Source organism: Corynebacterium sp. 5QC2CO, from assembly GCF_024580435.1.
GTDB classification, from domain to species: Bacteria; Actinomycetota; Actinomycetes; order Mycobacteriales; family Mycobacteriaceae; genus Corynebacterium; species Corynebacterium jeikeium_D.
The window spans coordinates 149,367-175,344 of record NZ_JANIKI010000003.1 but is presented as its reverse complement, the minus strand read 5'-3'; the positions used below and the strand labels follow the sequence as shown (position 1 = coordinate 175,344).

The following is a 25,978-nucleotide window of genomic DNA, read 5'->3' as shown; positions in this document are numbered from 1 at the left end:
CGTCCAAGCAGAATTGCACCCTTCGACGAATAGAGTTTCGCTGAGAATTTTTCTTACGCTGACCTCAGGTGACAGTTATATTGGTTTGTATGATGAACACTCCGCTCATTCTCACCTACCAAGATAAGACCCCACGCATTCACTCCAGCGCCTGGATTGCGCCCGGCGCGGTCATTATCGGCGATGTCGAAATCGGTGCGGATAGCTCCGTGTTCTACGGTTCTGTTCTCCGAGGAGACGTCGCACCGATCCGCATCGGCCAGCGCACCAATATTCAGGACAACTCCACAGTCCATGTCGACCGAGGTGTGCCCACAATTCTCGGCGATGATGTCACCGTCGGACACATGGCCTTGGTCCACGGCACCACGGTTGAAAATGGTTGCCTCATCGGCATGAAGTCCACCCTGCTTTCGCGTTCCCGTATCGGCGCTGGCAGCCTCATTGCTGCAGGTGCCGTGGTGTTGGAAGATCAGATTATCGACCCCAGGTCGCTGGCTGCAGGCGTTCCCGCCAAGGTGCGTCGTGAACTCTCCGCCGAGGAAGCAGAGGGTTTCATCGCCCATGCAGGGCGTTATGTGGAAACAGCGTCCAACCACCGCCACCTCCGCGAGGTCGACCTGGATATGGTGACTTTCAACTAGGCGGCTGCCGCGGCGCCTAGCTAAGCGGCTAGGCGGATTGTTTGACGGTCAACGTCGCAGCACTACACCACTGTCGCGCCAGCCGCGGCCATTTCGGCCAGTGCAGCCTTGCCGCGCTCCGGGTCCACCGCCGCGACCTGATTGCTCAGAACACGAACGGAAAAGCCCTCCTTGAGGCCATCGAGCACTGTGGCGCGGACGCAGTGGTCAGTCGCTACTCCCACCACGTCGATTTCTTCGATTTCAGAGGCGCGGAGAGCGTCGGCAAGCGAAACGCCAGCCTCCGTTGTTCCCTCGAAACCGGAGTAGGCGGCGGCGTACTCCCCTTTTGTGACATCGATACGCACAGCCCCGGGGTTGAGCTGCTCAAAAAACGCGATGGCGCGCTGCATGCCGGGGTGAATTTCCGCGCCCGGGGTACCTGCAACACAGTGTTTCGGCCAGGTATCGACAAAATCTGGCGTCTCAGAGAAATGCGTGCCTGGGTCGATGTGATTGTCACGGGTGGTCGCAAGAACCGAGTATTTGTTAGCTGTGCCTGCAACATGCAGATATGTAGCGGTGTACGCTGCCTCAGCACCGTCGACGGCAAGTGCGCCACCCGCGGAAAAATCATTCTGAGCGTCGACGACTACCAGCGCCATGCGAGGACGCGCCGGGCGCTGTTGTTCCTCGGAGTGGGCGTCATTGCTGGTGTCTGCCCCGGTGCCGGTGTTGTCCGAGTTGTCCGCATTGACCTGTCGGTAGATTTCGGAGAAGGAAGCGTTCATGGCCTATATCTTGCCACGTACCCACGTTCAGAGGAGCACGTGAACTATCGACCGGACATCGACGCCCTAGCGACAACACAGAGTCAATCCGGGAAAGCGGTTAAAATTGCTCCGGTAATTCTTTGATACGACGACGGCTCCTGGTCGCGTCCTCCAATACGGGAGGTTTTTATGGCAGGCGGACTTGTCGCGCTGCTTGACGACGTTGCCACGATTGCACGCGCTGCAGCGGCAACAACAGACGATATTGCGGCTGCGGCCGGCAAAGCTAGCGCTAAAGCCGCCGGTGTTGTGGTTGACGACGCTGCGGTGACGCCTAAATTCGTCGAGGGTGTCTCGCCGAAACGCGAGCTGCCGATTATTTGGCGTATCACCAAGGGCTCCTTGGTCAATAAAATTGTCATTATTCTGCCGATTGCGCTGCTGCTCAGCCAGTTTCTCCCCTGGGCACTGACACCGATTTTGATGCTCGGTGGCTCATACCTGTGCTTTGAGGGCATGGAAAAGGTCTGGGAGAAGATTAAGCATCGATTCTCTCCCGAGCAGACTGAGCAGGAGCGGATAGAGGCGGCGACCAATCGCACACCACAAAATGAAGATTCGCTGGTGAAGTCTGCAATTTTCACAGACTTGATTCTCTCTGCGGAAATCATGGTGATTTCTCTCAATGAGGTCGCTGATCAACCACTACTCAATCGCGCGCTGATTCTTATTGTGGTGGCACTCATCATCACGCTTGCGGTCTACGGCGTAGTGGGCTTCTTGGTCAAAATTGATGACATTGGCCTGCACCTGCAGTCCAAGAAGTCAGCCGGTATCAGCAAGTTTGGTACGGCACTGGTCAAAGCCATGCCAATCGTTCTGAACACAATCGGCATTATCGGCACGTTTGCCATGTTGTGGGTCGGTGGCCACATCATGGTGGTCGGCCTCGACGAGCTGGGCTGGCATCTCCCCTACCAGCTGGTCCACAACCTTGAGCAGCTGTTTACCGGCGGCTTCCTCGGCTGGTTGGCCAACACCACCGGCTCACTGATTTTCGGCACCATCTGGGGTGCAATCATTGTGGCGATTGTCGCCGTGCTGCCATTCGGCCACGGCAAGCACAACAAGTCTGACCAGGAAGATGCAGCCGAGGCCTCTGTCTAACAAGTCTGACGCTTAGGAGTACGTGACCTCGCCGTCGACGTAGACCCAACGTCGCGCACGCCGAACAAAACGGGAACGCTCGTGCATCGTGCCGACACCTTCATGGTCATGAAAGGCCGCTTCAAATTCCACGATGCCTTCGCGGTCGTCCTCACCACCATCGACAGCATTGATGATGGTGAGTCCTTCCCATTCCACACCGTCATCGACATTGATAACTTCCGGGCGGTAGCGCGGATGCCACGTCCGCCAGATGTAGTCCGCCTCGTGGGCAGCGTAAGCGCTGTACCTCGCGGCCATCAGCTCAGCTGCGGTCACCGCCTCCCGCTCACCGCGGTGTAGCGGGCCACAGCACTGCCCGTAGAGTCCCCCACCACACGGGCACAAATCGGAATCAGTAACGCGGACACGGGCGAAAAATGCGTTCCCGCTTCCTGCTCTAGCACCGTTTCCTGCTAACAATACGGACTCCGTTACAGCACTGTTTTCTCTTACCTGCCGACCCATAATCGCCAGCCCCTCCCCAATCTCGCACGTGGTACTAAACACGTCCTAACAACGTCTTTACATACCTACCAATTGGCCCGCGGCACCGCTAGTCGGTTTAGCCCCGAGAGGCTTGACGACGGCTACCGCGTCGCCCTCGGCATTCCTTCCGCAAAGCCCGCAGCGGATTGAATTCCCACCACTGCACGCTCAGCGAACTGCTCGATGGTGGCCGAACCCGCGTATGTGAAGGAAGAACGTACGCCCGAGATAATGCGATCGATCTGGTCCTCCACGCCTTCGCGGCCGGGCTCCAAGTAGATCTTCGCAGTCGAGATACCCTCTTCAAACATCTCACGCCGGGCCTTCTCAAAGGCCTCTACCTGCGCATTTCGACTCTCCACTGCACGGTGTGAAGCCATGCCAAACGACTCCTTGAACATGCGCCCGTCGACGTCCTTTTGGACATCACCTGGGGACTCGAAGGTACCGGCAAACCACGAACCAATCATCACGTTGGACGCACCCGCAGCCAACGCAAGCGCAACATCGCGAGGGTCCTTCACTCCACCATCAGCCCAGACATGCACGCCGCATTCACGGGCGGCTGCAGCGCATTCGAGCACGGCGGAGAACTGTGGACGCCCAACTCCGGTCTGCATTCGGGTTGTGCACATCGCACCCGGACCGACGCCGACCTTAATAATGTCGGCTCCCGCCTCCGCCAGGTCGCGAACACCATCAGCGGTCACGACATTGCCAGCGGCAATTGGCACAGGTGGGTTGAGCGCGCGGACTCGTCGTAAAGCACGGAGCATCGATTCCTGATGACCGTGCGCGGTATCGACCACGAGCACGTCGGCACCTGCGTCGAGCAGTGTCTTCGCGCGCCCTTCAACATCACCGTTGATGCCGAGCGCCGCACCGACGCGCAGCTTGCCCTCAGCGTCGACAGCCGGCTTGTAAAGCGTCGCCCGCAGCGCGCCCTTACGCGTGAGAATACCCACCAGCGCGCCATCGGCGTCCACCACTGGAGCGAGTTTGCGCCCGGATGCGGTGAGCTGGTCGAAAGCGTCACGGGGCTCAATATCGGCCGGAAGCGTAAATAGCGAAGTGGACATGAGCGTCCCCACCTGCGCAAAGTTGTCAACGCCCGCCAGATCACGGCCGGTAATCAGCCCAACCGGTTTGTTGTCTTCCACCACCACTGCCGCACCGTGCGCGCGCTTCGGCAGAAGATGGCGCGCATACCCCGCGGTGTGATGAGGCTTGACGACGATCGGAGTGTCGAAAACCAGCCCAGCGGACTTGACCTTGCGGATGGTCTCAGCGGCAATGTCAGCTGGGACGTCCTGCGGCAGGATGGCAATTCCGCCTCGGCGAGCGGTGGTTTCGGCCATCCGGCGCCCGGAGATGGCCGTCATATTGGAGACCACAATCGGAATGGTTGTGCCGGTGCCATCATTAGTGGACAAATCGACGCCCATACGAGAGCCGACGGATGACTTCGACGGCACCATGAAGACATCGCTGTAGGTCAATTCGTAGGGCGCGGACTGATTGTTGAGGAATTTCACACACCCCAGGATATGCCGATTTTTCCGGCGCGCACGGTGAGAGTGCACAGAGGTGAGTATCAGTGACCGCCCTCGCCTGGTGTAGGTTCGAACGGGACTCCACTGACTCAACCGGGATTTTTCAACCCAGAAAAGATGCTTAGCAAAATCTGATGAAAACGCCGATCAGAGATTACCTGTCCGAAATCGTCGAATCCGTCCGCCCCGATGAGTCTGGCGAGGTAGCGGACTATATTCCCACCCTTGCCCAAGCTAATCCCGACCGCCTGGCACTTGCCATGACCACCGTGTCAGGTCGCACCTACACCGCGGGCGACACCGATGCTGAATTCACCATTCAGTCGATGTCCAAGCCCTTCACTTATGCCGCAGCCCTCACCGAGCACGGCACAGACAAAATCGACAGCATCGTGGGCACTGAACCTTCCGGTGAGGCATTCAACGAGCTGTCGCTGGAGCAGGGCACGCACCGACCAAAGAATCCGATGATTAATGTCGGCGCACTGGCCATCAACCAGTTCGTATGCCAGCCAGGTGCCAACTGGAAGGCTCGCACGACGCACATGGTGGAGCTTCTATCAACTTTGGCTGGCCGCAAGCTCCGCGTTGACTACGACGCCTATGAAAGCGAAATGGACACTGCCCATCGAAACATGTCCATCGCACATATGCTGGCAGCTTACGGCTTCATCGAAACCACGCCCCACGATGCTGTCCGCGGCTACACCGCACAGTGCTCCGTGCTGGTCAACACCCGCGATGTCGCCATGATGACCGCAGTGTTGGCCAACGGCGGCGTTAACCCGGTCACCAATCAGACTGTGCTCGGCCGCGCGGTTGTTCGCAGAGTCTTGTCCGTGATGGCTATTGCCGGCATGTATGACGAGGCCGGTGAATGGTTTACCGAGGTCGGGATTCCCGCCAAGAGCGGTGTCGCCGGCGGCTTGCTGGGCGCGCTGCCTGGACAGGCGGGACTCGCAGCCTTTTCGCCGCGATTGAATGACCACGGCAATAGCGTCCGCAGCATTGCCATTTTCCGGAAGCTCTCCGAAGATTTGGGTCTTCATCTCATGGATGCCGATGCGATTGGTTCGCGTGCGCTGCGCGGTACGCGCGTCAGCAATGGCCGCTCGATCATCGAGATTCAGGGCCCCGTCAACTTCACTGCGGCAGAGATTATTCTCAACAGGCTGGCTACTTCCACACCGTCGGAAAGCGAAGTTGTCTTCGACGTCAGCCGCGTTGGCGTTGTCAACCCGGTGGGGCGCACGTTGATTCTGGAAGCGATGCGACGTCTGAGCCACGAGGGCAAGGAGATCTTGTTCTACGACCCGGAGGGCGTACTGCCGAACCCAGATATGGGCGAGGGGCTGCTGCCGGTCATCCTCCAAGATGCGCCGTAAACTACGCTAACCGAAATCCAATATGGTGACGTTCGGGTAGTCTTGAACGATCGTAACGCCCGAAAGACAGCAGCGCGAGAAGAACCGGAGGGATGTAAATGCAGGTCAGCGATGTAGCATTAGTCTTCGAGGGTGGAGGGACTCGCAATAGTTACACAGCACCTTTCGTCGAGCGGCTACTTCGCGAGGACATCGATGTCGGCTGGGTCGGTGGGGTAAGCGCCGGTGCCTCTCACGTAGTCAATTACCTTTCCCGGGATATCCAGCGCTCTATAAATAGCTTCACTGACTTCATTGCACAGCCGGCCAGCAGCGGCTGGCGCCCAATGTTGCGCGGACGCGGCTATTTCGATGCCGAGTACATCTATGAAGACGCGGGGCTTCCCGACGGCGCCATGCCCCTGGATTACGAGACTTTTAAGAACAATCCAACTCCTTATCGGATCTCTGCTGTCCGAGCGGATACGGGCGAGACCATCAACTGGGGGCCAGACGATATCCCAGATTTGCCCACGCTGATGAAATACACTCGCGCCAGCTCGACGATTCCGGGTGTCATGCGTATGCCCTATATTGATGGCGTTCCGTTCGTCGACGGTGCACTGGGATCATCAGGGGGCATCCCAATCGATGCCGCCGAAGCAGATGGCTTTAAGAAGTTCCTCATCGTTCTATCTCGCCCGAAGGGATTCCGCCGCACCGTCCCTAAGCGCCCACAGCTACTGCGCCAGATTTTCCGCAGTAATCCGATGGTGGCTGAGCTACTTATCACTAGACACGAGCGCTACAACGCTTCTCTCGATTGGGCTGCAGAGCTTGAACGAAAAGGGCAAGCATATGTTTTCTATGCCAATAACATGAGCATCACAAAGGCGGAGCGGAGGCGGTCGAAGCTGCTGCACAACTACGAGCTCGGCCGGGCGCAAGCCGATACCGAATGGCCAGCAATTCGAGAGTTCATGGGCTTATAACTTCCGCCACCTCTAGGAAGCCTTTCGTTCATTCCTCTTTACTGTGTACGTAACCTTGTGTTAACCTTTGTGTAGCGAACAACCTCGTTAGGTAAGGCTCCTATATCCACATAGGCCACTGCCCTGCACTTTATCGAGAGTTTCGAAAGACTCTCGAAGCAAGGGTCCATCTCAAGTGGCCACCTTTAGTTACGGCATTACATTGCCAACACTCTTAGGCGGGGAGCCATAATTTTTCAATCAACAGAAATTCCCTCCTAGCAAAGGAGCCGGGATACCTGGAAAAGGATCCACAATGACACAGACACAGAACACCATCGCCAACTTCTTCAAGCCGAAGTCGTCAATCAGCCCATACAGTCTCCTGCCAGACACCGTAAGCATGCACATGACGGATTCTTACATTGCGCTGCCGGAGGACATCACTGTCGGTGAGGCACTGAGCACCTACGCAGCCGAATTTGCTGGTCTCGATGACGATACCTGTGTCTTTCTCGTCGACGATGAAGGCTACCTGACCAGCGATATTACGCTGAAGGCACTCCGTGAGTACGCCGACCGCGATGCTTACATGAACACCGTCGGCACCCCGGTGAAGGTCTTCGTCAAGCCCGAGGATCCAGCTGCAATCAGGGCTCGCCAGCTTATTGACGGGCGCCTCAGCGAGCTGCCCGTCGTCCGCAGCGGCAAGCTGGTAGGTGTCCTCACCGACCGCATCTCTGAGCGCATTCTTGGCAGGACAAAGGCAGCTAAGAAGTCAAAGAAGTCCAAGGGATTCTTCTCGCCGATTACCGCGTTTTTCGGCGCCGCCAATAACTAGGGCGACTAACTTGGGTAGACGACCCGAGTAACTCAATAGGCCAGCTAGCGTTTGTTAGCTGGCCTATTGTTGTTACCACACTGTTCTATCCCCACAGATGAGAGCCCCCAGGAGGAAACCGTGATACGAGACTGGATTCGGGTAGCCCTGGGTATGTTCGCGGTTGCGTTTGGAGCCAACCTCTTTGCTCCACTCCTGCCCGCGTATCGAATAACCGATGCTCTCAACCAGTCCCAGGTCACCTTTCTCTTCGCCATCTACGTCGCAGGGCTCATCCCCGCGCTACTCATCTGCGGCCCACTTTCCGACCGGCTCGGCCGCCGCGCCATCATCCGGCCCGCACTCATAACCTCTGCCGTTGGCTCAGCCGTCCTGCTCACCGGCGTCTGGTTCCACTTCCCATCACTTTTGGTAGGACGTCTTATCGTTGGCATTTCGATGGGCATGGTGATGGCCGCCGGCGCCTCGTGGATCAAAGAGATTGCGCCCGTCGCACCTCAAATTTCCGCCCGGCGCGCAACCGTTGCGCTCTCCGCCGGATTCTCCCTCGGTCCCCTGGCTTCCGGGTTGGTCGCGGAGTTTGCTCCCCGCCCAGACGTCATCCCCTACCTCGTTCATCTCGCACTGCTGCTTTGTATCGCACCACTGACATGGAACGCTTCCGGAGGACTGCCAACCGCAGCGCACAGCGACGCCCCGCAACGGTTCTTCTCCTCCGCCACCCTTAGCCCGAGATTCCTGTGGGCAGTCGCGGCTTGGGCACCGTGGGTCTTCGGTGCCGCGTGCACGTCCTTCGTCGTCCTGCCGACAATCGCCGAATCCCGCTACCCCATCGCCTTCGCAGGACTCATCGCCTGCATCACGATGGGCACCGGTGTTCTGGTGCAACCACTGGTCACTCGCATCAGTTCCAGCAGCTTTATCCCGCCAGCTATTTTCGGACTTGGCTTAACGACGGTCGGAATGCTGCTCAGCCTTATCGTCGCACTCACCCAAAACGTGTGGAGCGTATTCCCCGCTGCCCTGGCGCTTGGTGCTGCATACGGCGTGATGATGGTCTCCGGCCTCCGAGAAGTGCAAATTATCGCACCACCTGCTGAACTGGGTGCTGCCACTGCCATCTACTATTCGCTGACCTATGTTGGCTTCTTCGCTCCTTTTGTTATTTCTTTCGCGGCACCGAAATTCGGGTTCGTGCCCGTTTTCGTCTTCGGTGCGATTATTGCGCTGGTATCCACGTATCCCGTGGCAAAGGTTGCACAGTCTGCAGTGAGGCCCGACGGAGCGTCGTAAAGCAGACGCGACTGAAATTCTTGATTGTGGGAAGCGTGCCGAGGCGAGCTCTTGTATTCTTTCTTTCACAAAAGCTTGCCTACGGCTTAGGACGTCTGGGCAGGTTGCATAGGTTGTTGAAATTCAGCTCGATGGAATGAGGAATCATGAAGCAGCACAGCTCTGGAATGTGGAAGAAAATTGCGACAACCGTCGTCGCAGGTTGTACAAGCGCCGCCCTGCTCACCGCATGCGGCTCGGGGGAAGAAAGCAGCAATGCCGGTGGCGAGGCAGACAAAGAGTCGACCAGCAAGATGACGAAGGCAGATGGGTCAGCTCCTGCTGCAGCCGAAGATCAGCTCCTGCTCACAAATGAAGTTCAAGGGGCAGACTTCTCCGGAAACAAAATCACCGGGTTCAAAGATGCCATGGAGATGTTTTCGGAAGACTCAATGAAGTTTGAACCGGCCGAATGCGCCACTTTCACCAACTCAACTGAGGAATTGGAGAATGCTGCCGGCGCTTACACAGACATTAAGGAAGAGAACGTCACTGTTAGCGTCTCAGTATTGAAGAACCCTGAGGCGTACCAGAAGTACGAAGACAGCCTCGAAAAGTGCTCCGACGTGACGGCTACGATGGATGCTTCCGACATTCTGAAAGACTCCATGGAAGGTCAGGAGATTTCTCCTGAGATGCAGGACATGTTTAATAACATGGACATGACGACCACAATGATACTGCACCGGGAAAAGTGGGAGCCGGATCTTTCCATCAAACCAGCTGAATTCACTGCACACGAGACCAGTGCGAACATCAACGCCGCTGGCACGGATACTACGGCCACCAGCTACGACATTGTCGGCATCGTCAATGGCGTAATGGTAATGGTGTCCGCCGCCCCGACTCCGGATGTACCAGCTGGCAATATGGAAAACACGACGGATCCCATGCAGATTCCAGAGGCAACTCCAGAGTCTAAGGAAGCGGCAAAGAAGCGCGCCTTGGAGGTCTTCGATGCCCAGGCAAAGAAGATTATGGACGCCGCTTAGTTTTTCTTCTTAGACTACTGTTTTCTGAAACCACAGTTTTTGCGAAATAGCGGGACGCAATCGCTGAGGCACAGCAGCACACAAGTACTGGAGTCTCCCTAAAACTCCGTTAATTCCTGCACTTTGGGACTCCAGAACGCAGCTCGTGGCGCGTTGAGAGTTTTAAAGTGCGGGTTCGTTATTTCGTCAAGTGCTCGCACGTAGTCCGGCACAATATCCCGTGGAATTCTCAGGCCCATGGTCAGGTGCGGAATCCAACGGGAGCCACGCCCGTCAGGATTGAGACGGCTGATTTCGCGGGAGGCCTCTTCCAGCTCGTCGCTGGTTTCCAGCAACCAGGCAACAGTCTGCTTACTCTTGGTGCCGAAGATAACCGTTCCCACTCTGCGAAATTCCGCCGGCATTAGCGGTGGGAGAATCTCGGCTGCTCGTTGGGCTACCTTCGGTCTCATAGTCGGCGCAAAAGTCACAGTGATGTGGGGCTTTTGATTCTGCTGCGGGAATCCACGCTCTGCCAGTTGCGCAAAGATCTCTTTTACTTGCGCCTCTTGCTCAGGCAGAAGGTACATCAGGATGTTGTCGGGTGACACCATGCGCTTTTGAGCTCCTCAACAATCTGTTAGAACTGCTAGACGTTGAACCTAAGCTCCACGACATTCCAGGGCTAGGTTCCCATGCCGACTCTCATCCGGACGCACGGTCCTCTCCATCGAGGTCAGACCGGGGCGGGTGAAAACGCGTAGCACTTAGACCGGAAACGCAATGGAAGTGGAAGTTTGGGTAGGTGGCGGCGGAAACTGTTCCGCAGTTGAAAACTCGGTAATGCTATTCGCCGTTTCCACGCTAGACGCTCGGTCTTCCCCTGAGGCTACCTTCCGTCGCCAGTTGTGATGTTCCATGCCAGCCCGAATCGATCTTCTACGACACCGAAGTGTGCGCCCCAAGGTGCCTGTGCGAACAGCATGGTGACCTTTCCGCCGTCGCGCTTGAGCTTCTCGATGAGTTGCTCTCCTTCTTCCACCGAATCCACCTCTGCGGTGAAGCCGAAGACTCCACGGTCAAGAACATCGGTCTTATTTTGCAGGTCGTCGCCTCCGCCAAACGTGAACGAGCCAGTCAGGGTGCCGTGCGCAACCGCGTCGCGCGGCGGGTTGAATGGGAACTGTGCACCGCGGTCGAGTTGCTCGCCGTAGGTGATGATGTCAAGTTCGCCGCCAAAGACCTCGTGGTAGAACTCGAGCGCCTCTCGGGCGTTGCCTGGAAAGGAAACATAGAGCGATGTCTTCATGAGCGCCAGTATAGATGGGCACAATTCCGTCGGGAAGCCTTCGGCACCTCCTTAAACTAGCCGGAGGGAGCTTGTCAGCGGTAGCCGACGATCTTTCCCTCCACTGGCCCTGTGATGATGTAGTCACGTTGAATATGCGCTGTTGCCTGACCCCACTAGCTCGCTTTAACCCGCGCTTGGTGCGAATCGAACGATGCTTGATCAGTGAACTGTTCTGACACATTCCATACGAGCGGGTCGTCAGATTGAGTGACCTCGAAGCGCAGACACCCGGGTTCATCACGAGAGAGCTTTACGTGTTTTTGGAGGAACCGTTCAACGATCGAAACATCAGTGAGGTCCTTGCAAATCAGGGTGCCATTGAGCTCAATCATGCTCATAGAACACCTTCGCCAACAGTCAGACGCGGCGCTTAAACATTAAACTTAAACTCCACCACGTCACCGTCGTGCATGATGTAGTCCTTGCCCTCCTGGCGGACCTTGCCCTTGGCCTTCGCTTCAGCGATTGAGCCGGCCTCAACCAAGTCATTGAAGGACACAATTTCAGCCTTAATGAAGCCACGCTCGAAATCAGTGTGAATCACGCCGGCAGCCTGCGGGGCCGTAGCACCCTTCGGAATGGTCCAGGCGCGAGACTCCTTCGGGCCAGCGGTCAGGTAAGTCTGCAGACCAAGAGTGCGGAAACCAGCGCGAGCAAGCGAATGCAGACCCGGCTCGGTCTGGCCAATTTCAGCCAGGAGCTCATTGCGGGATTCCTCATCCAGCTCCAGAAGGTCCGACTCAGCCTTGGCGTCGAGGAACACACAGTCCGCCGGTTCCACAGCAGCGGCCAGATCCGCGCGGCGGTCCTCGTCGGCAAGCACTTCCTCATCAGCGTTGAAGACGTAGAGGAACGGCTTTGCGGTGAGCAAGTGCAGCTCGCGCAGAGCGGAGAGCTTCACGTCATCGGAAGCTGCGAAGAGAGTGCGTCCCTCTTCCAGCACAGCGAGAGCCTGCTTGACGGCTTCAACCTCACCGACCTTTTCCTTATCCTTCTTGGCTTCCTTTTCCAGACGCGGCAGCGCCTTCTCAATAGTCTGGATATCAGCCAGAATCAGCTCGGTTTCAATCACACCGATGTCAGAGGCCGGGTCAACCTTGCCGTCGACATGCACGACATCATCATCATTGAAGACACGGACGACCTGACAGATCGCGTCAGCCTCGCGGATGTTGGCGAGGAACTTGTTACCTAGACCTTCGCCCTCCGATGCACCCTTGACGATGCCGGCGATGTCCACAAACGACACTGTAGCCGGAAGAATACGCTCAGAGCCGTAAATTTCGGCGAGCTTATTCAAACGGGGATCGGGAAGCTCCACAACGCCGACGTTCGGCTCGATGGTGGCGAACGGATAATTCGCAGCCAGCACATCGTTGCGCGTCAAGGCGTTAAACAGGGTTGACTTTCCGACATTGGGCAGACCGACGATTCCAAGTGTAAGACTCACATTGCCCATCTTACGGGCTCGGAGAGACAGATTTGAACTCGCCCTAACTTCGTGAAGTTGCCCCCTATCCCCTCCGAACCCCCATAATGAATACGTGAGCAATAAACCCAATGAAGGCGAAGAGTGGACTGCGCAGTCCGAAAAAGACGCTATCGATCACGTAATGGGATCGGAGCCTCTGCGTATAGAACAGTCTCTGTCTATCCCCTCCGATGCCCATAAGTCAGCGGCAACGCAGCCGGATTTGCCGGAAGATGCTGAAAACCTCGATGAGCTTATGAGCGAAAACGACGCCGAATCCATCGACCGCGCCGACGTCATTGGCGAGGGCGCCCGGTGGTTCGCAGGTTGGTGCCTGCGTTTCCTCATCACCGCAGCGGCGCTGTACGTCAGCGCTATGATTCTGGGAAAGATTTGGGCTGGCGTTCTGCCGATTCTGTTGGCTTTGATCGTCTCCACGGTGCTGGCTCCGCCCGCCGTGTTCCTGATGAAGCACCGCTGGCCCCGCGCACTCTCCGCACTGACGGTCATCCTAGGCGCGCTGGCAGTGTTTGGCGGTGTTGTCGCGCTACTCGCGCCAACTGTGCAGTCGCAGTTCCCCGAATTGCGTCGCCAGTTCACAGATGGCATTCAAGAAGTCCAGAACATCATTCAGGCCCCGCCATTTAACGTCAAGGATGAACAAATCCTCGACGCTCTGGACCAGGGTTCCCAATGGCTCCAGGAGCGCTCCGGCGATATCGCCAACACGGTCTTCCAGGGAATTTCAGTGGTCTCATCGGTCGCCGTGACCATGATGGCCATGCTGGTGCTGACATTCTTCTTCATCAAGGACGGCCAGGACTTCCTGCCCTGGCTCCGCCGCCTGACCGGACGTCGCCTCGGCTGGCACCTCACAGAGGTTCTCACCCGCTCCTGGAACACGCTGTCGGGTTACATCCGCACGCAAGCTATCGTTTCGCTTATCGACGCAGTCTTCATCGGTGCCGGTCTTGCGATTTTGAACGTGCCGCTGGCAATGGTTCTGGCCGTGGTGACTTTCTTCGCTGGCTTCATTCCTATTGTCGGTGCGTTCACCGCCGGCTTCATTGCGGTGGTTGTCGCACTTGTTGCCAACGGCCTGACCACAGCAATCTTTGTCTTGCTCATCATCATTGCCGTCCAGCAGATTGAGGGCAATATTCTCTCCCCGATTCTGCAGTCCAAGGCTATGGACCTGCACGCCGCAATCGTCCTGCTGGTTGTCCTACTCGGTGGCGGTATCTTCGGCATCATCGGCGCCTTCCTGGCGGTGCCGGTCACTGCAGTCGTCGCGGTCTGGTTCCGCTACCTCGGCGACCTCACGGATTTGCGTACGGGCGACAAGACCGCAAAGGACATTGAGTTCGCTACGGATGCCGGATCAATCTCCGGCATCCAGATTGAAGCTGCCGGCCGTGCGATGCGCGACCGACTGGCTTCGTTCCGCCTGGGCAGTGATGACTCCGACAGTTCCGCAGAGAGCGCTGTGAAGGCAGATGCTCGAACCGCCGGTAAGGTTTCCCCCGATGCTGGTCCGACCAAGCAGGAAGAGGGAACGATGACCAAGGCCTTCCACAAGGTCACTGAAGTCGTCTCCGGGCCTTTCTCTAAGAAAAACAAGTAGGGCGAGATTCCAAGACACGGGCAGGCTCTTATACCGGGCTTGCCCGTTTTTATCACTAATAACCGGTAGGATACGCATTCGTGTCGAACAGATCAGCAATAACCCGTAAAGGCAGTGGGAACAAACCTCTGCTTCCACGCGTGCCAATGTTTGTGCCGCCGTTGCTGATGCTTCTGGCCGGCGTTATTGGTTTGCTCTTTTCTGTTCCCAACGGTTCGCTTGGCAAGCCCTACTTCATTGCTTTTGCCGTGGCAGCCGTGGCCGGAACACTGTTGGTGGTTCCTCGCGGTCTGGTAGTTACCGTCGCTCAAATCCCCATTTTGTTCGCGCTTGTCACCTTTTTCACAGCGTGGTTTACCGGTTCTTTCGCCGATCCCGAAAATGGTGGCGCGACCGCGACGACCTCTAAACGCGCTCGCCTGGTGACCTCGGCATATCCCATCATCCAGCAGTTCCCGTGGCTGCTGATCTTGATGATCATCTGTGTCATCATCGCAGTATGGCGTTACCTCGAAATCACCCGCACCCAGGAGAAATCCCTCAACACCCAGCGCAAGGCCGCTAAACAGCGCCAGCACCGTGACGAAGCCGCTGTCGAATCCAGCTCTCAGGTGCGCCGTCGTCTCGCCGAATCTGATCGCCGCGTAGCTTCTCGCTCTCAGGAACGCCCTGCTTCACGACGTCCCGCTGCGGACATTATCCGAGATGCCGAAGCTCGCCGCCAGGCGCGCCAGCAGGCTGCACGCTCCCGGCAGGAGACTTCTCGTTCTGGTGCCCGACCGGCAGCGAGCGCCAGCTCGGCATCGCGCAACGCCGAGCAACTGCGTGAGCGACCAGTTGACCGCTCTGGGGAGCGCGCCCAGCAGCGCTCGAATTTCGCACAGCGGGCCCAGCAGCCAACATCCCGTTGGCAGTCTCGCCCGCATCCGGGACAGGCGCAGTTCACTCAGGATTCCACTTCGTCAAACTCGACCAGACAGCAGCCTCGTCGTCCGATTGAACGGCCAAACGCACCGCAGCGGCCAACGCAGGAGTTTCCCCGTCGTCAAGCGGCAGGAACGGCACGGATGTGGGGAGAACAGTCTTCGCCGGAGTCTCGGTCCGAAAAGTCTCAACAGAGCCCCGCACGCCCGGGGAGCAACCACCGCCGCACCGAGGAGTGGCCACCGCGACAGCAGCGCCCTCGCCAGGAGCGCATAACCGGGCGCGATACCAGGTCTCGTTACCGCAAGTAGCTCGGGCTTGCACTTTTACCGTCACAGTTGCCCACAGGCAGATTTAGCCTGTGGGCAACGTGCGTTTATTAGCAGGGCGATCCGCCCCATCGTGTAAGTGTTGATGTATGTCGAAATTGGAAACGTCGGCCGAGAAACCGGTTCAGGTTCGACGCCTGAACCAGTTAGTCAAGGACTACATTGAGCGCCTTGGACAGATTTGGGTAGAGGGGGAAATCGCCCAGGTCAACTCCAAGCCGAGCTGGAAGCTCTCCTACATCACTCTGCGTGACACCTCCGCGGAGTTTTCGGTGTCGGTGACTTGTTCTACGGCGGCTCTGCGCAATAATCCGTTGCGCAACGGCGACCGCGTAGTGGTTTTGGGCAAGCCTGCGTTTTATGCCGGGCGGGGGCAGTTTTCCCTGTGGGCTACGGAGTGGAGACCCGTGGGGTTGGGGCAACTATTGGCGCGGCTGGAACAGCTGCGCCAGGCGCTAGCGGCGGAAGGCCTTTTTGATCCACGGCTGAAACGCCCTCTGCCCTACCTCCCCAACAAGATCGGGTTGATTACTGGTCGCGGTTCGGCGGCTGAACGCGATGTGCTTTCGGTCGCGGGTGCCCGCTGGCCCGAGGTGGATTTCCGGGTAATCAACACAATTGTGCAGGGAGCCAAGGCTGTTCCGGAGATCATTGAGGCGCTGGCACAGCTCGACGCCGACCCGGAGGTCGATGTCATCATCGCCGCCCGTGGCGGTGGAAGTGTCGAAGATTTGCTGCCTTTTTCAGATGAGGCGCTGATTCGTGCGGTGAGTAAGGCGACGACACCGGTGGTTTCTGCAATCGGGCACGAGCCGGATACTCCGCTGTTGGATTACGTCGCTGATTTACGTGCTGCCACACCGACGGATGCAGCCAAGAAAACAGTGCCCGATGCTGCTGAGGAACGCCGCCTCATTGCACAGCTGCGTGAGCGCTCCTCGGCATCTCTGCGGCGATGGGTTGACCGTGAAGTAGCGACTCTGCGGGATTTGACGTCGCGGCCGGTACTGCGCGATCCGCTCACTCCCATCCGCGTGCGTGAAGAGTTTGTCACGGCGCAAGTGGATCGGCTGCGTTTTCTCATCCACCGCAGTCTGGAACGCGAGGAAGCAGTGGTATCGGGATTGCGAGGCAAGGTTTCAGCACTTGGCCCCTCTGCCACACTCGCTCGCGGCTATGCCATCGTGCAGGCACAGTCGGCTACTCAGCCGGAACCACAGATTGTGACCTCTATTGCAGATGCTCCGATGGGTTCCCAACTGCGAATTCGCGTCAGTGACGGCTCCATCTCTGCAGCGACGCTAGCTACGAAGCCGGCGAATTAGTAAGCAATGACTTTTCCAACCTTGAAGCTTTAACTACTAGATGTGAAGGACGTATTCGCTAATGAATGACAATGTTTTCGGCGCGGGTCAGGCTCCCTCTTCGGAGGAACAGGTACCGGTAGAGAACCTGAGCTACGAGCAGGCTCGAGATGCGCTGGTCGAGACCGTCAAGCTCCTAGAACTCGGACAGATGAGCCTGGATGAATCCCTGGCGCTGTGGGAGCGAGGCGAGGCGCTGGCCCGCCGCTGCGAGGAGCATTTGGCTGGCGCCCGGGCAAAGGTTGAAGCTGCCTTGGCCAGCAAGAATCAGGATGTCTCGGCTTCTGCCGAGAATGTGGGCGATGAGGACTAAAAAGAGACGAGAAACGATCGTCAGTTCATATCGTTTCTCGTCTTCTGGCTGATAGCTGAGTTCAGCTATTTTATAGCCCTAGTTGGGATTACCAAACCAGGTGAGTGCTCTACTCGGCTTACTTTGCTGGTGCGGACGGCGCCTCGGACGCAGTCTGCTGCGGCTGTGACAAATCCGGCATTGTCGCGTCCGGATCGATTGGCTCGGCCTTCTGCAAAGCCGCCGCCAATTGTGTGAACTCCTCGTCGTTGGCAGTGCCCTCGATAATTGCGCGGGAGTCACGGAGGTCCCCAACCCATACGCGACGCACGTTGTCCTCAGCCGGAACATACTTAGTCCAGGTTGTACCTTCCACGTCAGTGGTACCGTCGCGGAGACGGTTCTTACCGTCATCCGGCAGCTGGCCAGCTTCCGCATCTGTCTGCGTGACCTGGACGAATGCTCCGCTAGCGGTGACATACCCAATAATGGTCGTCTGTTTCCCCGCCGCCATACCCGCGCGGGTCGAGTTTGAAGTCCAGCCCTCAGGCACCTTCGGCAGGCGAACTGGATAATCCACGCGCCGAGCCTCCATGTTCACGAATGGAGCGGCATCAACCTCGTGCACCGGACCGTTTTCCGGCTTCCCGGGGTTAAAACTGCACAGGCCGGTAAAGCCGATGGTGACAGCTACCGCAAGGAACATCACCACGAGGGTGAGAATCATGTCTCGACTGTCCTGCAAAATCCTAGGTTTCTCATTCGCCACGCGCTCAAGTATGCCAAAGGCCCCGCAACGAACCTAGTCATCTGTTGCATCCAGATAGCCATGGCTGGCAATAGTCGATGACGGACGCTATCGACGTCGTCAAGCGAACCGACGCCAGAACAAACTTTTGATACCCGTGTGATGTGGGGGTTTAGCCCTGAAGCTCCCCCCACTTTGGCACTGCGTCCACCCCTGAACATAAAAAAGGTGGAACACTAGTAACAGATGCAATGGCGCTAAAACGGATGCGCCAAACATCGTTTAATAGAAATTGTTGCAGCGCTAAACCCAGTTTCCTGGCGTGGCGTCTCCCAGCACATTCTCAAACCTCAAAAGAGTTTCTAAAAAACGACGGAAGGGCCAGAATTCAATGAACGCCTCGAATCCTGAAGCACCAGATCGCAACCTTGCGATGGAGCTCGTCCGAGTTACTGAGTCCGCTGCACTGGCAGCTGGTCAGTGGGTCGGTCGTGGTCAGAAGGAAAAGGGCGACGGCGCTGCCGTCGATGCCATGCGCCAGCTCATCAACACCGTGGCTATGAACGGTGTCGTTGTTATTGGCGAGGGCGAAAAGGACGAAGCTCCGATGCTGTTCAACGGCGAGAAGGTCGGCAACGGCCAAGGCCCTGCCGTCGACATTGCAGTTGACCCGATTGACGGCACGACACTGATGGCAGAGGGGCGCCCGAACTCCATCGCTGTTCTTGCTGCTGCAGACCGCGGTTCCATGTACGACCCGTCAGCAGTGTTCTACATGGATAAGATTGCCGTTGGCCCGGAAGCTGCCGGCAAGATTGACATTGAAGCTCCGGTTGAGCACAACATCAAGGTCGTCGCTAAGGCAAAGGGGCTGCGCCCGGAAGATGTCACTGTTGTCGTACTGGATCGCCCGCGCCACGCTGACATGATTCGCGATATCCGCGAAGCTGGCGCCAAGGTCCGTCTGATTGGCGATGGCGACGTGGCAGGTGCTGTTGCCGCAGCTCAGAACACGAACTCCGTTGATATCATGATGGGCGTCGGTGGCACCCCAGAAGGTGTCATCACTGCATGCGCTATGAAGTGTATGGGCGGCGAAATCCAGGGCAAACTGCATCCGCGCGATGAGGCTGAGATTAAGAAGGCTCTCGACGCTGGACACGACCTTTCTCGTGTTCTGACCACCGATGACCTGGTCGCATCCGACAACTGCTACTTCGTTGCCACTGGTGTCACCAACGGTGACATGCTGCGCGGTGTCGCTTACCGCGGTAACGGTGCATGGACCCGTTCCCTGGTTATGCGCTCCAAATCTGGCACCATTCGCCGCATCGAGGCTTTCCACTCCCTGGAGAAGCTGCGCAAGTACGCCAGCATCGACTACGGCAAGGGCGAGATGCCTGACATCGATCTGTAAGTAACTACCCCTTTAGTGGTGCCCTCAGGGCACCACTTTTTTATCAATCTGATTCATACTTGAAGGCGAATGCGCTACTGGTGTGAGTTGCATGCCTAACCGTATGTGACAACAGTCGCTTGTCGCGCGCACTCAAGTTCCCTAGATGAAAGAGGCAACGAATGACAGAGCAGCAGTTCCGCATCGAGCATGACACCATGGGCGAGGTCAAGGTTCCGGTTGACGCCCTGTGGCGCGCACAGACTCAGCGTGCAGTTGAGAACTTCCCTATCTCCGGCCGCCCGCTGGAGTCCGAGCAGATTCGCGCTATGGGTCTGCTGAAGGCTGCTTGCGCCATTGTTAACAAGGACCGCGGTCTGCTGTCTGCAGAGCAGGCAGACGCAATCGTCGCTGCTGCCAAGGAGATCGCTGACGGCAAGCACGATGACCAGTTCCCGATCGATGTTTTCCAGACTGGTTCGGGTACGTCCTCCAACATGAACACCAACGAAGTCATTGCGTCCATCGCAAAGGCCAACGGCGTTGAGGTTCACCCGAACGACCACGTCAACATGGGCCAGTCCTCGAACGACACATTCCCGACTGCAACTCACGTCGCCGCCACTGAGGCCGCTGTCAAGGACCTCATCCCGGGCCTGAAGGTTCTGCAGGAGTCCCTGGCCAAGAAGGCCAAGGAATGGGAGACCGTTGTTAAGTCCGGCCGCACTCACCTGATGGACGCTGTCCCGGTGACCCTGGGTCAGGAGTTCTCCGGTTACGCTCGCCAGATTGAGGCTGGCATTGAGCGCATCGAGGCCACCCTGCCGCGTCTGGGCGAGCTGCCAATTGGTGGTACCGCTGTCGGTACCGGCCTAAACACCCCGGCTGACTTCGGCGCCAAGGTCACCGAGCAGCTCATTGAGCTCACCGGTGTCAAGGAGCTCAAGGAAGCGCAGAACCACTTCGAGGCTCAGGCTAACCGCGACGGTCTGGTTGAGTTCTCCGGCGCTATGCGCTCGGTTGCTGTCTCCCTGAACAAGATTGCAAACGACATTCGCTGGATGGGCTCCGGCCCGCTGACCGGTCTCGCTGAGATCCACCTGCCGGACCTGCAGCCGGGTTCCTCCATCATGCCGGGCAAGGTCAACCCGGTTCTGTGTGAAACCGCTACCCAGGTCGCAGCACAGGTCATGGGTAACGACGCCGCTGTCGCCTTCGCTGGCGCAAACGGTGCGTTCGAGCTGAACGTCTTCATCCCGGTCATGGCACGTAACGTCCTGGAGTCCTCTAAGCTGCTGGCCAACACCGCTCGCGTCTTCGCTGAGAAGCTGGTTGACGGCATCGAGCCGAACGTCGAGCGTATGAAGACTCTGGCTGAGTCCTCCCCGTCGATCGTCACCCCGCTGAACTCCGCTATCGGCTACGAGAACGCAGCTAAGGTCGCTAAGACTGCTCTCAAGGAAGGTAAGACCATCCGTCAGACTGTTATCGACATGGGCTTTGTCGACGGCGAGAAGCTGACCGAGGAAGAGCTGGACAAGCGCCTGAACGTCCTCGACATGGCAAACACCGACCGCGACTAATCGCAGGTTTTCTGCCACGCTAGCCGTGGCTAGATAAAACTAGTCCCCTGCCAGTCGGTTGCCGCTTTTACGGCAACTTTCTGGGAGGGGATTTTTCATGTCCACTTGACGAATCCGCACTTTGCCTTACCGTGGCAGACATGAGCACCCGCCTGCGAACCTTTGACAAAATCTTCCATCACACCGTCAATTTTCCGCGCGCTCGCGTCGCCGAGTGGTTCGCACGGCCCGGCGCGGTCACGCGTCTCACTCCAGGGCTGATTCCGATGTCACCGAAGTCTGAGGCGTCGTCGCTTGTCGACGGCACCACGGTGTTCTCCCTGCCCATAGGCGGCAGATGGGTTGCACAGCATCAAGGCGCAGAATTCGAGCCGGGGAAACAGTTTGTAGATGTCGTAACCAACCAGCCCTTTGCTGCGCTTACTGGTTGGCGTCACACTCATCGCCTGGAAGATGCCATCAGTCTTACGGGGGCAGGTCAGGCAACAGCGCTGGTAGATACCGTTTTTACAAAGGTGCCAGTACCGGGACTTCGGTCAATGTTTTCTTATCGCGCTACCAAGGTTGCCGGTGATCTTGATGCCGTCGATAAGCTCTCTTCCTATCTTGGGTATTCTCCGAAGCCGCTGACGGTGGCGATGACGGGTGCGTCGGGGACCGTCGGCACGCAGTTGCGTGCGCTGCTGATGACCGCGGGCCACACGGTTGTGTCGTTGGTGCGCCGACCGGAGCAGACGCGGCCGGCGGGTGAGAACGGCGATGGTGATGGTGGGGCGCGGTTGTGGGATACTGCCCAGCCTGCGCCTGACTTGCTCGATGGTGTCGATGCGGTGGTGTTGGCAAAGGTCGGCCATGAGTTCCGTTTCACTTCACTGCAGCCTGCGCTCGAGCACGAGCTTGTGAAAGAGCACTAGCGAGGGACTAGGGCAAGACTGAACTGGTCTACTTTACCCAGAAAATCCCAGGTTGATACATCAACTTGCACATGATTGCACAGGGTGTAAACTTTCACTCCGTGCAAGAACAAAGCAATGGTCAACATTCCAGGGAGCGTCCTGAATGCGGGCTACGCGAACTAAAACGGTTCAAAACGCACTGTAATTTGGCGGATGCCGCCACTGCGCTGGTACTCGACCGCGGATATGACAATGTCAATATCGAAGACATCTGCGAGCGAGCCGGCACTAGTAGACGAACATTCTTCAATTATTTCGATTCCAAGGATCAGTCCATTTTCGGCAACGGCATTATGTCGTTCGATGCCGAGGATGAAGAGCAATTCGTCTCTCAGAAACACGAAGACCCGATTGCTAACATGCTCGATCACATTGAGGCCGAAAAGCGCAACAAGCTTCGCAGGTATCAGGCTCTGGGAGCTACTGACGAGTTTCGTCGCATGCTGCGTGACCGCATCCAGGAAATCCTGCGTAACGAGCCGAAACTGTCCACGGTGGTTATCTCCAACTTTGGAAACTCCATGCGCCGAGTTCGCTCCGCTTTTGAGCGCTATTTCGAAATAGATCCGAACTCGCGCAGCCACCCGGAGCTTCCACTGGAGGCCGAGGTATCACTGTCGGTTGGATTTGTTCGCGAATGTGTCCTTTATTCATCCGTTCACCTGGACGAATTCAATACAGATACACCGCTTCACGACGCTGCACACGCCGTTACAAATTTTAGGAGGAGGATTAGTGACCGCTAGTAACACCACTGTCCAAAGCGAAACCAACACTACGGTTTCTGACAACGAATCACACTTGGGCATCATCTTCTTCGCGCTCATTCTCACTATGCTGATGAGCTCGCTGGGGCAGATGATTTTCTCCACCGCGCTGCCGACCATCGTCGGCGAGCTCGGCGGTGTCGACCACATGTCGTGGGTCATTTCTGCGTTCCTGTTGGCACAGACTGTGGCAATGCCGATTGTCGGCAAGCTCGGTGACATGATTGGCCGCAAGGGCCTGTTCATGATGGGCATTGTCCTGTTTATGGTGGGCTCCGTCATCGGCGCCATCACCCACTCGATGGGCCTTCTCATTGCTGCCCGTGCCTTCCAGGGATTTGCTGGCGGTACGTTGATGGTCTCCTCTCAGTCCATTCTGGCTGAGGTTATCCCTGCACGTCAGCGCGGTAAGTTTATGGGCATCATGGGCGCTGTGTTTGGCCTGAGCTCCGTGCTCGGCCCGGTGCTGGGCGGTTGGTTTACCGATGGCCCGGGCTGGCGCTGGGGTCTGTGGATCAACGTCCCGATGGGCTTGATTGCACTGGTCGCTGCCGCTGCCTTCTTGAAGCTGCCGCGCCGCAAGAGCGAGGGCAACTTCGACTACATCGGCACGATGTTCCTCACCGCTGCTGCCTCCACGCTAATTCTCACCACAACCTGGGGTGGCACGCAGTATGCGTGGACGTCGGGCACCATCATTTCGCTGGTCATTGCTTCGGCAATTTCGTGGACGCTGTTCTTCTTCACTGAAACCCGCGTCTCCAACCCGCTAATCCCAATGCACCTGTTCCACAGCCGGAACTTCGTGCTGACGACCTCCTCCGGTCTGATTCTCGGTATCGCGATGTTCGGCACGATGGCTTACATCCCGACTTACCTGCAGATGGTGCACTCGATGTCGCCAACTGCGGCCGGTTTGATGATGACTCCGATGATGGTCGGTATGCTGCTGACCTCAATTGGTGTGGGCCAGGTTATTTCGCGCACCGGTAAGTACCGCTTCTACCCGTTCATCGGTCTGATGATTATGGCTGTGTCGCTGTACTTGCTGTCCACCCTGGAGCCTTCTACGCCGCTGTGGCAGCTCGGTATTTACCTGTTCATCATGGGCTTTGGTCTGGGTACCGGTATGCAGGTTCTGGTTCTGATTGTTCAGAACTCGTTCCCGGTGGCAATGGTCGGTACTGCTACAGCAGCTAACAACTTCTTCCGCCAGATTGGTGGCGCGGTGGGCTCCTCCATCGTGGGCTCGATCTTCATCCACCGCATGAAGGACTTGGCCGGCGAGCGTGTCCCGGCTGCCATCGAGCAGATTAAGGCCGCCTCCCCCGAGGCTGCCGCGGAGTTCGCAAAGCAAATGGAACCGGAGGGCTTTTCCTCCAAGTCCATCGGTTCCCTGACTCCGCAGGTATTGGATAGTTTGCCGGCGCCAATCCACGAAGCGCTGATTTCCAGCTACAACGATGGATTGACACCGATCTTCTTGTACTTGACGCCAGTTATTGTCCTGGCGGCAATCATTGTGTTCTTCGTCCGTGAGGATCCGTTGAAGGAGACCGTCGAGTAAAACCTCGACAGCCTCCTACTACGCCCCCACCTGGCCGTCGGCGCGGTCAAGCTTTTCCAGAATCGGACGGTTCGGCTCGCCGGCGGCCTCTGCTTCTTCCTGGACGCGCTTCAGCGCACGCTCCTCCGGCTTTTCCAGCAGTTTTTCCAGAATAATGACATCACGCCACTGCCCCGCCATCGGGCCGTAGGTCATCTTGGCCATGTGATGGTAGATGCCCACTTCTCGGAAGCCAAGCTTTCGATGCAACTTTAGCGATCCCACATTCTCCGGGAAAACCCACGAGTGAATCGACCAGCAGCCGCGCTCCGTGGCATCGTCGATAAGCTTTTGCAGCATCGTCGCTGCCAGCCCCATCCCCTGGCCGTCCGGGTGGACGTAGATGGAGTCTTCGATGACACCGTTGAAGATCGGACGCTTAGACACTGGCGCGGCTGAGGCCCATGCCAAAATCTTGTCTGGATTCTCCGCATCGACTGCGACATAACACAGGTCAACGCGCTTTAGAGCGATAAATTCGTCCCATTCGGGTGCCGAATGTTCCCACGATGCATGTCCTGTATCAAGGCCAATCTCGTAGATCTCTTGGATCTGTGGATAGTCCTCTTCACGCATCATTCGGATCGTGAAATCGCGCTTCTTTTCTGCCATACTTACAGTGTCGCTAATTTTTCGGTGCGCGTCGAACGAAACCGTAAAAATATTTTAAAAAAATCACTTTCTCTTGCGCGGCCGCCCGCCAGCCGCACGTCCACCGCGCCCGCCACGACCCTTCGCAGTGGGTTTTGCATGCTTTACGACGCCACTTGCGGCCCTGCGACGGGCTTGCTTGGCCAGCGTCTTTTCTCGGGCCGACAACTTCTTCGGGTGCTCGTCAGACTTCCTGCGCCCCAGCTGCGTGCGTGTCGATCCCTCCCGACGCCCCTGCACAATGCCGACGAACTCCTGCCGGAGCTCGTCGTCCTCTGATTTCGGCCACACCAACCAAATAGCTGTCCGGGACAGCGGATCTGTGGCACCTTCCTCGGCCACCAAGTTCGATGAGGCCACCGCCTTCTTCGATAGCGCCTTCAAAATCGTGCGAGGCCCCACTACGACACCTGCACCAGTGGCTGCGACAGGCAGCATCTGTCGCAGCTCGTCCGCATCCACGGAGGTCAGCAGCACAGTTTCGTCCGCCAACAGCTCCTCCGGCACGGACTCTGTGAGCGAGAATACGTGTTCTTTTTCGTAGGCCACGCCCCAGGCTTCGTCGTAAAGCCTGATGCGATGGAGCGACTCGGGCAGCGAGCTTTCAGACTCTAACCGAACCAGCGCCATGTCAGCGGCACCGCCTACCAGGTCGGACATCGGATCGTCGGCGGCGTGGGTGCGCAGTGTTGCCGGAATCCGATCTCTAAAGCGGCGAAACCACTTCTCGGGACTGGTGCCGGTGGCGAACACGATGCGCAGGACGGCTGGTTCAGGGGTTGACATACTCCGC

26 protein-coding genes are annotated in these 25,978 nt (G+C 57.5%); 16 read left to right on the top strand and 10 right to left on the bottom strand.

Translation table 11 applies throughout. The annotated features are described in order from the left end of the window. Positions 1-89 precede the first annotated feature (89 nt). Positions 90-644 carry a gamma carbonic anhydrase family protein gene (locus NQ014_RS04425; protein ID WP_005510604.1) on the top strand — a complete coding sequence of 185 codons (555 nt, stop codon included), beginning with the start codon at positions 90-92 and terminating at the stop codon, positions 642-644. Positions 645-706: 62 nt separating this feature from the next. On the opposite strand, the gene NQ014_RS04420 is transcribed toward NQ014_RS04425, so the two are convergent. Next, a complete protein-coding gene (locus NQ014_RS04420; RefSeq protein WP_257073917.1) occupies positions 707-1,414 on the bottom strand; it encodes an isochorismatase family protein in 708 nt (235 codons plus the stop codon). Between the two features lie 171 nt (positions 1,415-1,585). On the opposite strand from NQ014_RS04420, the gene NQ014_RS04415 reads away from it, so the two are divergent. Further along, positions 1,586-2,563, top strand: a complete 978-nt coding sequence (locus tag NQ014_RS04415; RefSeq protein WP_257073915.1) for a DUF808 domain-containing protein — start codon at positions 1,586-1,588, stop codon at positions 2,561-2,563. A 12-nt stretch (positions 2,564-2,575) separates the two neighbouring features. Here NQ014_RS04415 and NQ014_RS04410 read toward each other — a convergent pair whose 3' ends face one another. Together NQ014_RS04410 and NQ014_RS04405 are read right to left on the bottom strand one after the other, a co-directional pair. Continuing rightward, positions 2,576-3,025, bottom strand: coding sequence for a YchJ family protein (locus NQ014_RS04410; protein WP_257073914.1), 450 nt, complete (start codon positions 3,023-3,025; stop codon positions 2,576-2,578). 167 nt (positions 3,026-3,192) lie between these two features. Further along, positions 3,193-4,626 carry a GuaB1 family IMP dehydrogenase-related protein gene (locus tag NQ014_RS04405; protein WP_257073913.1) on the bottom strand — a complete coding sequence of 478 codons (1,434 nt, stop codon included), beginning with the start codon at positions 4,624-4,626 and terminating at the stop codon, positions 3,193-3,195. A 152-nt stretch (positions 4,627-4,778) separates the two neighbouring features. On the opposite strand from NQ014_RS04405, the gene NQ014_RS04400 reads away from it, so the two are divergent. From NQ014_RS04400 to NQ014_RS04380, 5 genes are all read left to right on the top strand, one after another. Next, positions 4,779-6,029 carry a glutaminase gene (locus NQ014_RS04400; protein ID WP_257073912.1) on the top strand — a complete coding sequence of 417 codons (1,251 nt, stop codon included), beginning with the start codon at positions 4,779-4,781 and terminating at the stop codon, positions 6,027-6,029. 98 nt (positions 6,030-6,127) lie between these two features. Continuing rightward, positions 6,128-7,000, top strand: a complete 873-nt coding sequence (locus NQ014_RS04395) for a patatin family protein (protein ID WP_257073911.1) — start codon at positions 6,128-6,130, stop codon at positions 6,998-7,000. A gap of 295 nt (positions 7,001-7,295) precedes the next feature. Then, the gene (locus NQ014_RS04390; RefSeq protein WP_257073910.1) at positions 7,296-7,820 is read left to right on the top strand and encodes a CBS domain-containing protein; all 525 of its coding nucleotides are present in this window, start codon (positions 7,296-7,298) and stop codon (positions 7,818-7,820) included. 51 nt (positions 7,821-7,871) lie between these two features. Then, a complete protein-coding gene (locus NQ014_RS04385) occupies positions 7,872-9,113 on the top strand; it encodes an MFS transporter (protein ID WP_373467705.1) in 1,242 nt (413 codons plus the stop codon). 146 nt (positions 9,114-9,259) lie between these two features. Next, complete coding sequence (locus NQ014_RS04380; protein ID WP_257073908.1) at positions 9,260-10,144, top strand: hypothetical protein; 885 nt, start codon at positions 9,260-9,262, stop codon at positions 10,142-10,144. A gap of 98 nt (positions 10,145-10,242) precedes the next feature. Here NQ014_RS04380 and NQ014_RS04375 read toward each other — a convergent pair whose 3' ends face one another. The 4 genes from NQ014_RS04375 to ychF form a co-directional block, all read right to left on the bottom strand. Continuing rightward, the gene (locus tag NQ014_RS04375) at positions 10,243-10,737 is read right to left on the bottom strand and encodes a 2'-5' RNA ligase family protein (RefSeq protein ID WP_257073907.1); all 495 of its coding nucleotides are present in this window, start codon (positions 10,735-10,737) and stop codon (positions 10,243-10,245) included. A gap of 275 nt (positions 10,738-11,012) precedes the next feature. After that, entirely contained in the window at positions 11,013-11,432 is a 420-nt protein-coding gene (locus NQ014_RS04370) for a VOC family protein (RefSeq protein WP_257073906.1), read from the bottom strand. Between the two features lie 155 nt (positions 11,433-11,587). Continuing rightward, positions 11,588-11,806: a putative quinol monooxygenase gene (locus NQ014_RS04365; protein WP_257073904.1), complete on the bottom strand. Its 219-nt coding sequence runs from the start codon at positions 11,804-11,806 to the stop codon at positions 11,588-11,590. A 38-nt stretch (positions 11,807-11,844) separates the two neighbouring features. Then, positions 11,845-12,924, bottom strand: a complete 1,080-nt coding sequence (gene ychF, locus NQ014_RS04360) for a redox-regulated ATPase YchF (protein WP_038629114.1) — start codon at positions 12,922-12,924, stop codon at positions 11,845-11,847. A gap of 94 nt (positions 12,925-13,018) precedes the next feature. Here ychF and NQ014_RS04355 point away from each other — a divergent pair, with 94 nt between their 5' ends. The 4 genes from NQ014_RS04355 (at position 13,019) to NQ014_RS04340 (ending at position 17,499) form a co-directional block, all read left to right on the top strand. Next, positions 13,019-14,569 (top strand): AI-2E family transporter, encoded by a 1,551-nt coding sequence (locus NQ014_RS04355; protein ID WP_257073902.1) that lies wholly within the window; start codon positions 13,019-13,021, stop codon positions 14,567-14,569. A 146-nt stretch (positions 14,570-14,715) separates the two neighbouring features. Beyond that, the gene (locus NQ014_RS04350; protein WP_257073983.1) at positions 14,716-15,804 is read left to right on the top strand and encodes a DUF6542 domain-containing protein; all 1,089 of its coding nucleotides are present in this window, start codon (positions 14,716-14,718) and stop codon (positions 15,802-15,804) included. Between the two features lie 107 nt (positions 15,805-15,911). Continuing rightward, complete coding sequence (gene xseA, locus NQ014_RS04345) at positions 15,912-17,147, top strand: exodeoxyribonuclease VII large subunit (RefSeq protein ID WP_257073901.1); 1,236 nt, start codon at positions 15,912-15,914, stop codon at positions 17,145-17,147. Positions 17,148-17,208: 61 nt separating this feature from the next. Then, the gene (locus tag NQ014_RS04340) at positions 17,209-17,499 is read left to right on the top strand and encodes an exodeoxyribonuclease VII small subunit (protein WP_005510689.1); all 291 of its coding nucleotides are present in this window, start codon (positions 17,209-17,211) and stop codon (positions 17,497-17,499) included. A gap of 118 nt (positions 17,500-17,617) precedes the next feature. On the opposite strand, the gene NQ014_RS04335 is transcribed toward NQ014_RS04340, so the two are convergent. Continuing rightward, positions 17,618-18,247: a DUF4245 domain-containing protein gene (locus tag NQ014_RS04335; protein WP_257073900.1), complete on the bottom strand. Its 630-nt coding sequence runs from the start codon at positions 18,245-18,247 to the stop codon at positions 17,618-17,620. 370 nt (positions 18,248-18,617) lie between these two features. Between NQ014_RS04335 and glpX the strand changes: the two genes are divergently transcribed. The 5 genes from glpX to NQ014_RS04310 all read left to right on the top strand — a co-directional run bounded on the left by glpX (position 18,618) and on the right by NQ014_RS04310 (position 24,495). Next, on the top strand, positions 18,618-19,643 hold the full coding sequence (gene glpX / locus NQ014_RS04330; RefSeq protein WP_005510610.1) for a class II fructose-bisphosphatase: 1,026 nt from the start codon (positions 18,618-18,620) through the stop codon (positions 19,641-19,643). A 161-nt stretch (positions 19,644-19,804) separates the two neighbouring features. After that, a complete protein-coding gene (locus tag NQ014_RS04325; protein WP_257073899.1) occupies positions 19,805-21,205 on the top strand; it encodes a class II fumarate hydratase in 1,401 nt (466 codons plus the stop codon). Positions 21,206-21,345: 140 nt separating this feature from the next. Then, a complete protein-coding gene (locus NQ014_RS04320; protein WP_257073898.1) occupies positions 21,346-22,119 on the top strand; it encodes a hypothetical protein in 774 nt (257 codons plus the stop codon). Between the two features lie 188 nt (positions 22,120-22,307). Continuing rightward, positions 22,308-22,907, top strand: coding sequence for a TetR/AcrR family transcriptional regulator (locus tag NQ014_RS04315; RefSeq protein ID WP_257073897.1), 600 nt, complete (start codon positions 22,308-22,310; stop codon positions 22,905-22,907). Beyond that, a complete protein-coding gene (locus tag NQ014_RS04310) occupies positions 22,897-24,495 on the top strand; it encodes an MDR family MFS transporter (RefSeq protein WP_257073896.1) in 1,599 nt (532 codons plus the stop codon). The genes NQ014_RS04315 and NQ014_RS04310 overlap by 11 nt, the downstream gene beginning before the upstream one ends. A gap of 18 nt (positions 24,496-24,513) precedes the next feature. Here NQ014_RS04310 and NQ014_RS04305 read toward each other — a convergent pair whose 3' ends face one another. Together NQ014_RS04305 and NQ014_RS04300 are read right to left on the bottom strand one after the other, a co-directional pair. Then, positions 24,514-25,146, bottom strand: coding sequence for a GNAT family N-acetyltransferase (locus NQ014_RS04305; RefSeq protein ID WP_257073895.1), 633 nt, complete (start codon positions 25,144-25,146; stop codon positions 24,514-24,516). 63 nt (positions 25,147-25,209) lie between these two features. Continuing rightward, positions 25,210-25,971, bottom strand: a complete 762-nt coding sequence (locus tag NQ014_RS04300) for a substrate-binding domain-containing protein (RefSeq protein ID WP_257073894.1) — start codon at positions 25,969-25,971, stop codon at positions 25,210-25,212. Positions 25,972-25,978 lie beyond the last annotated feature (7 nt).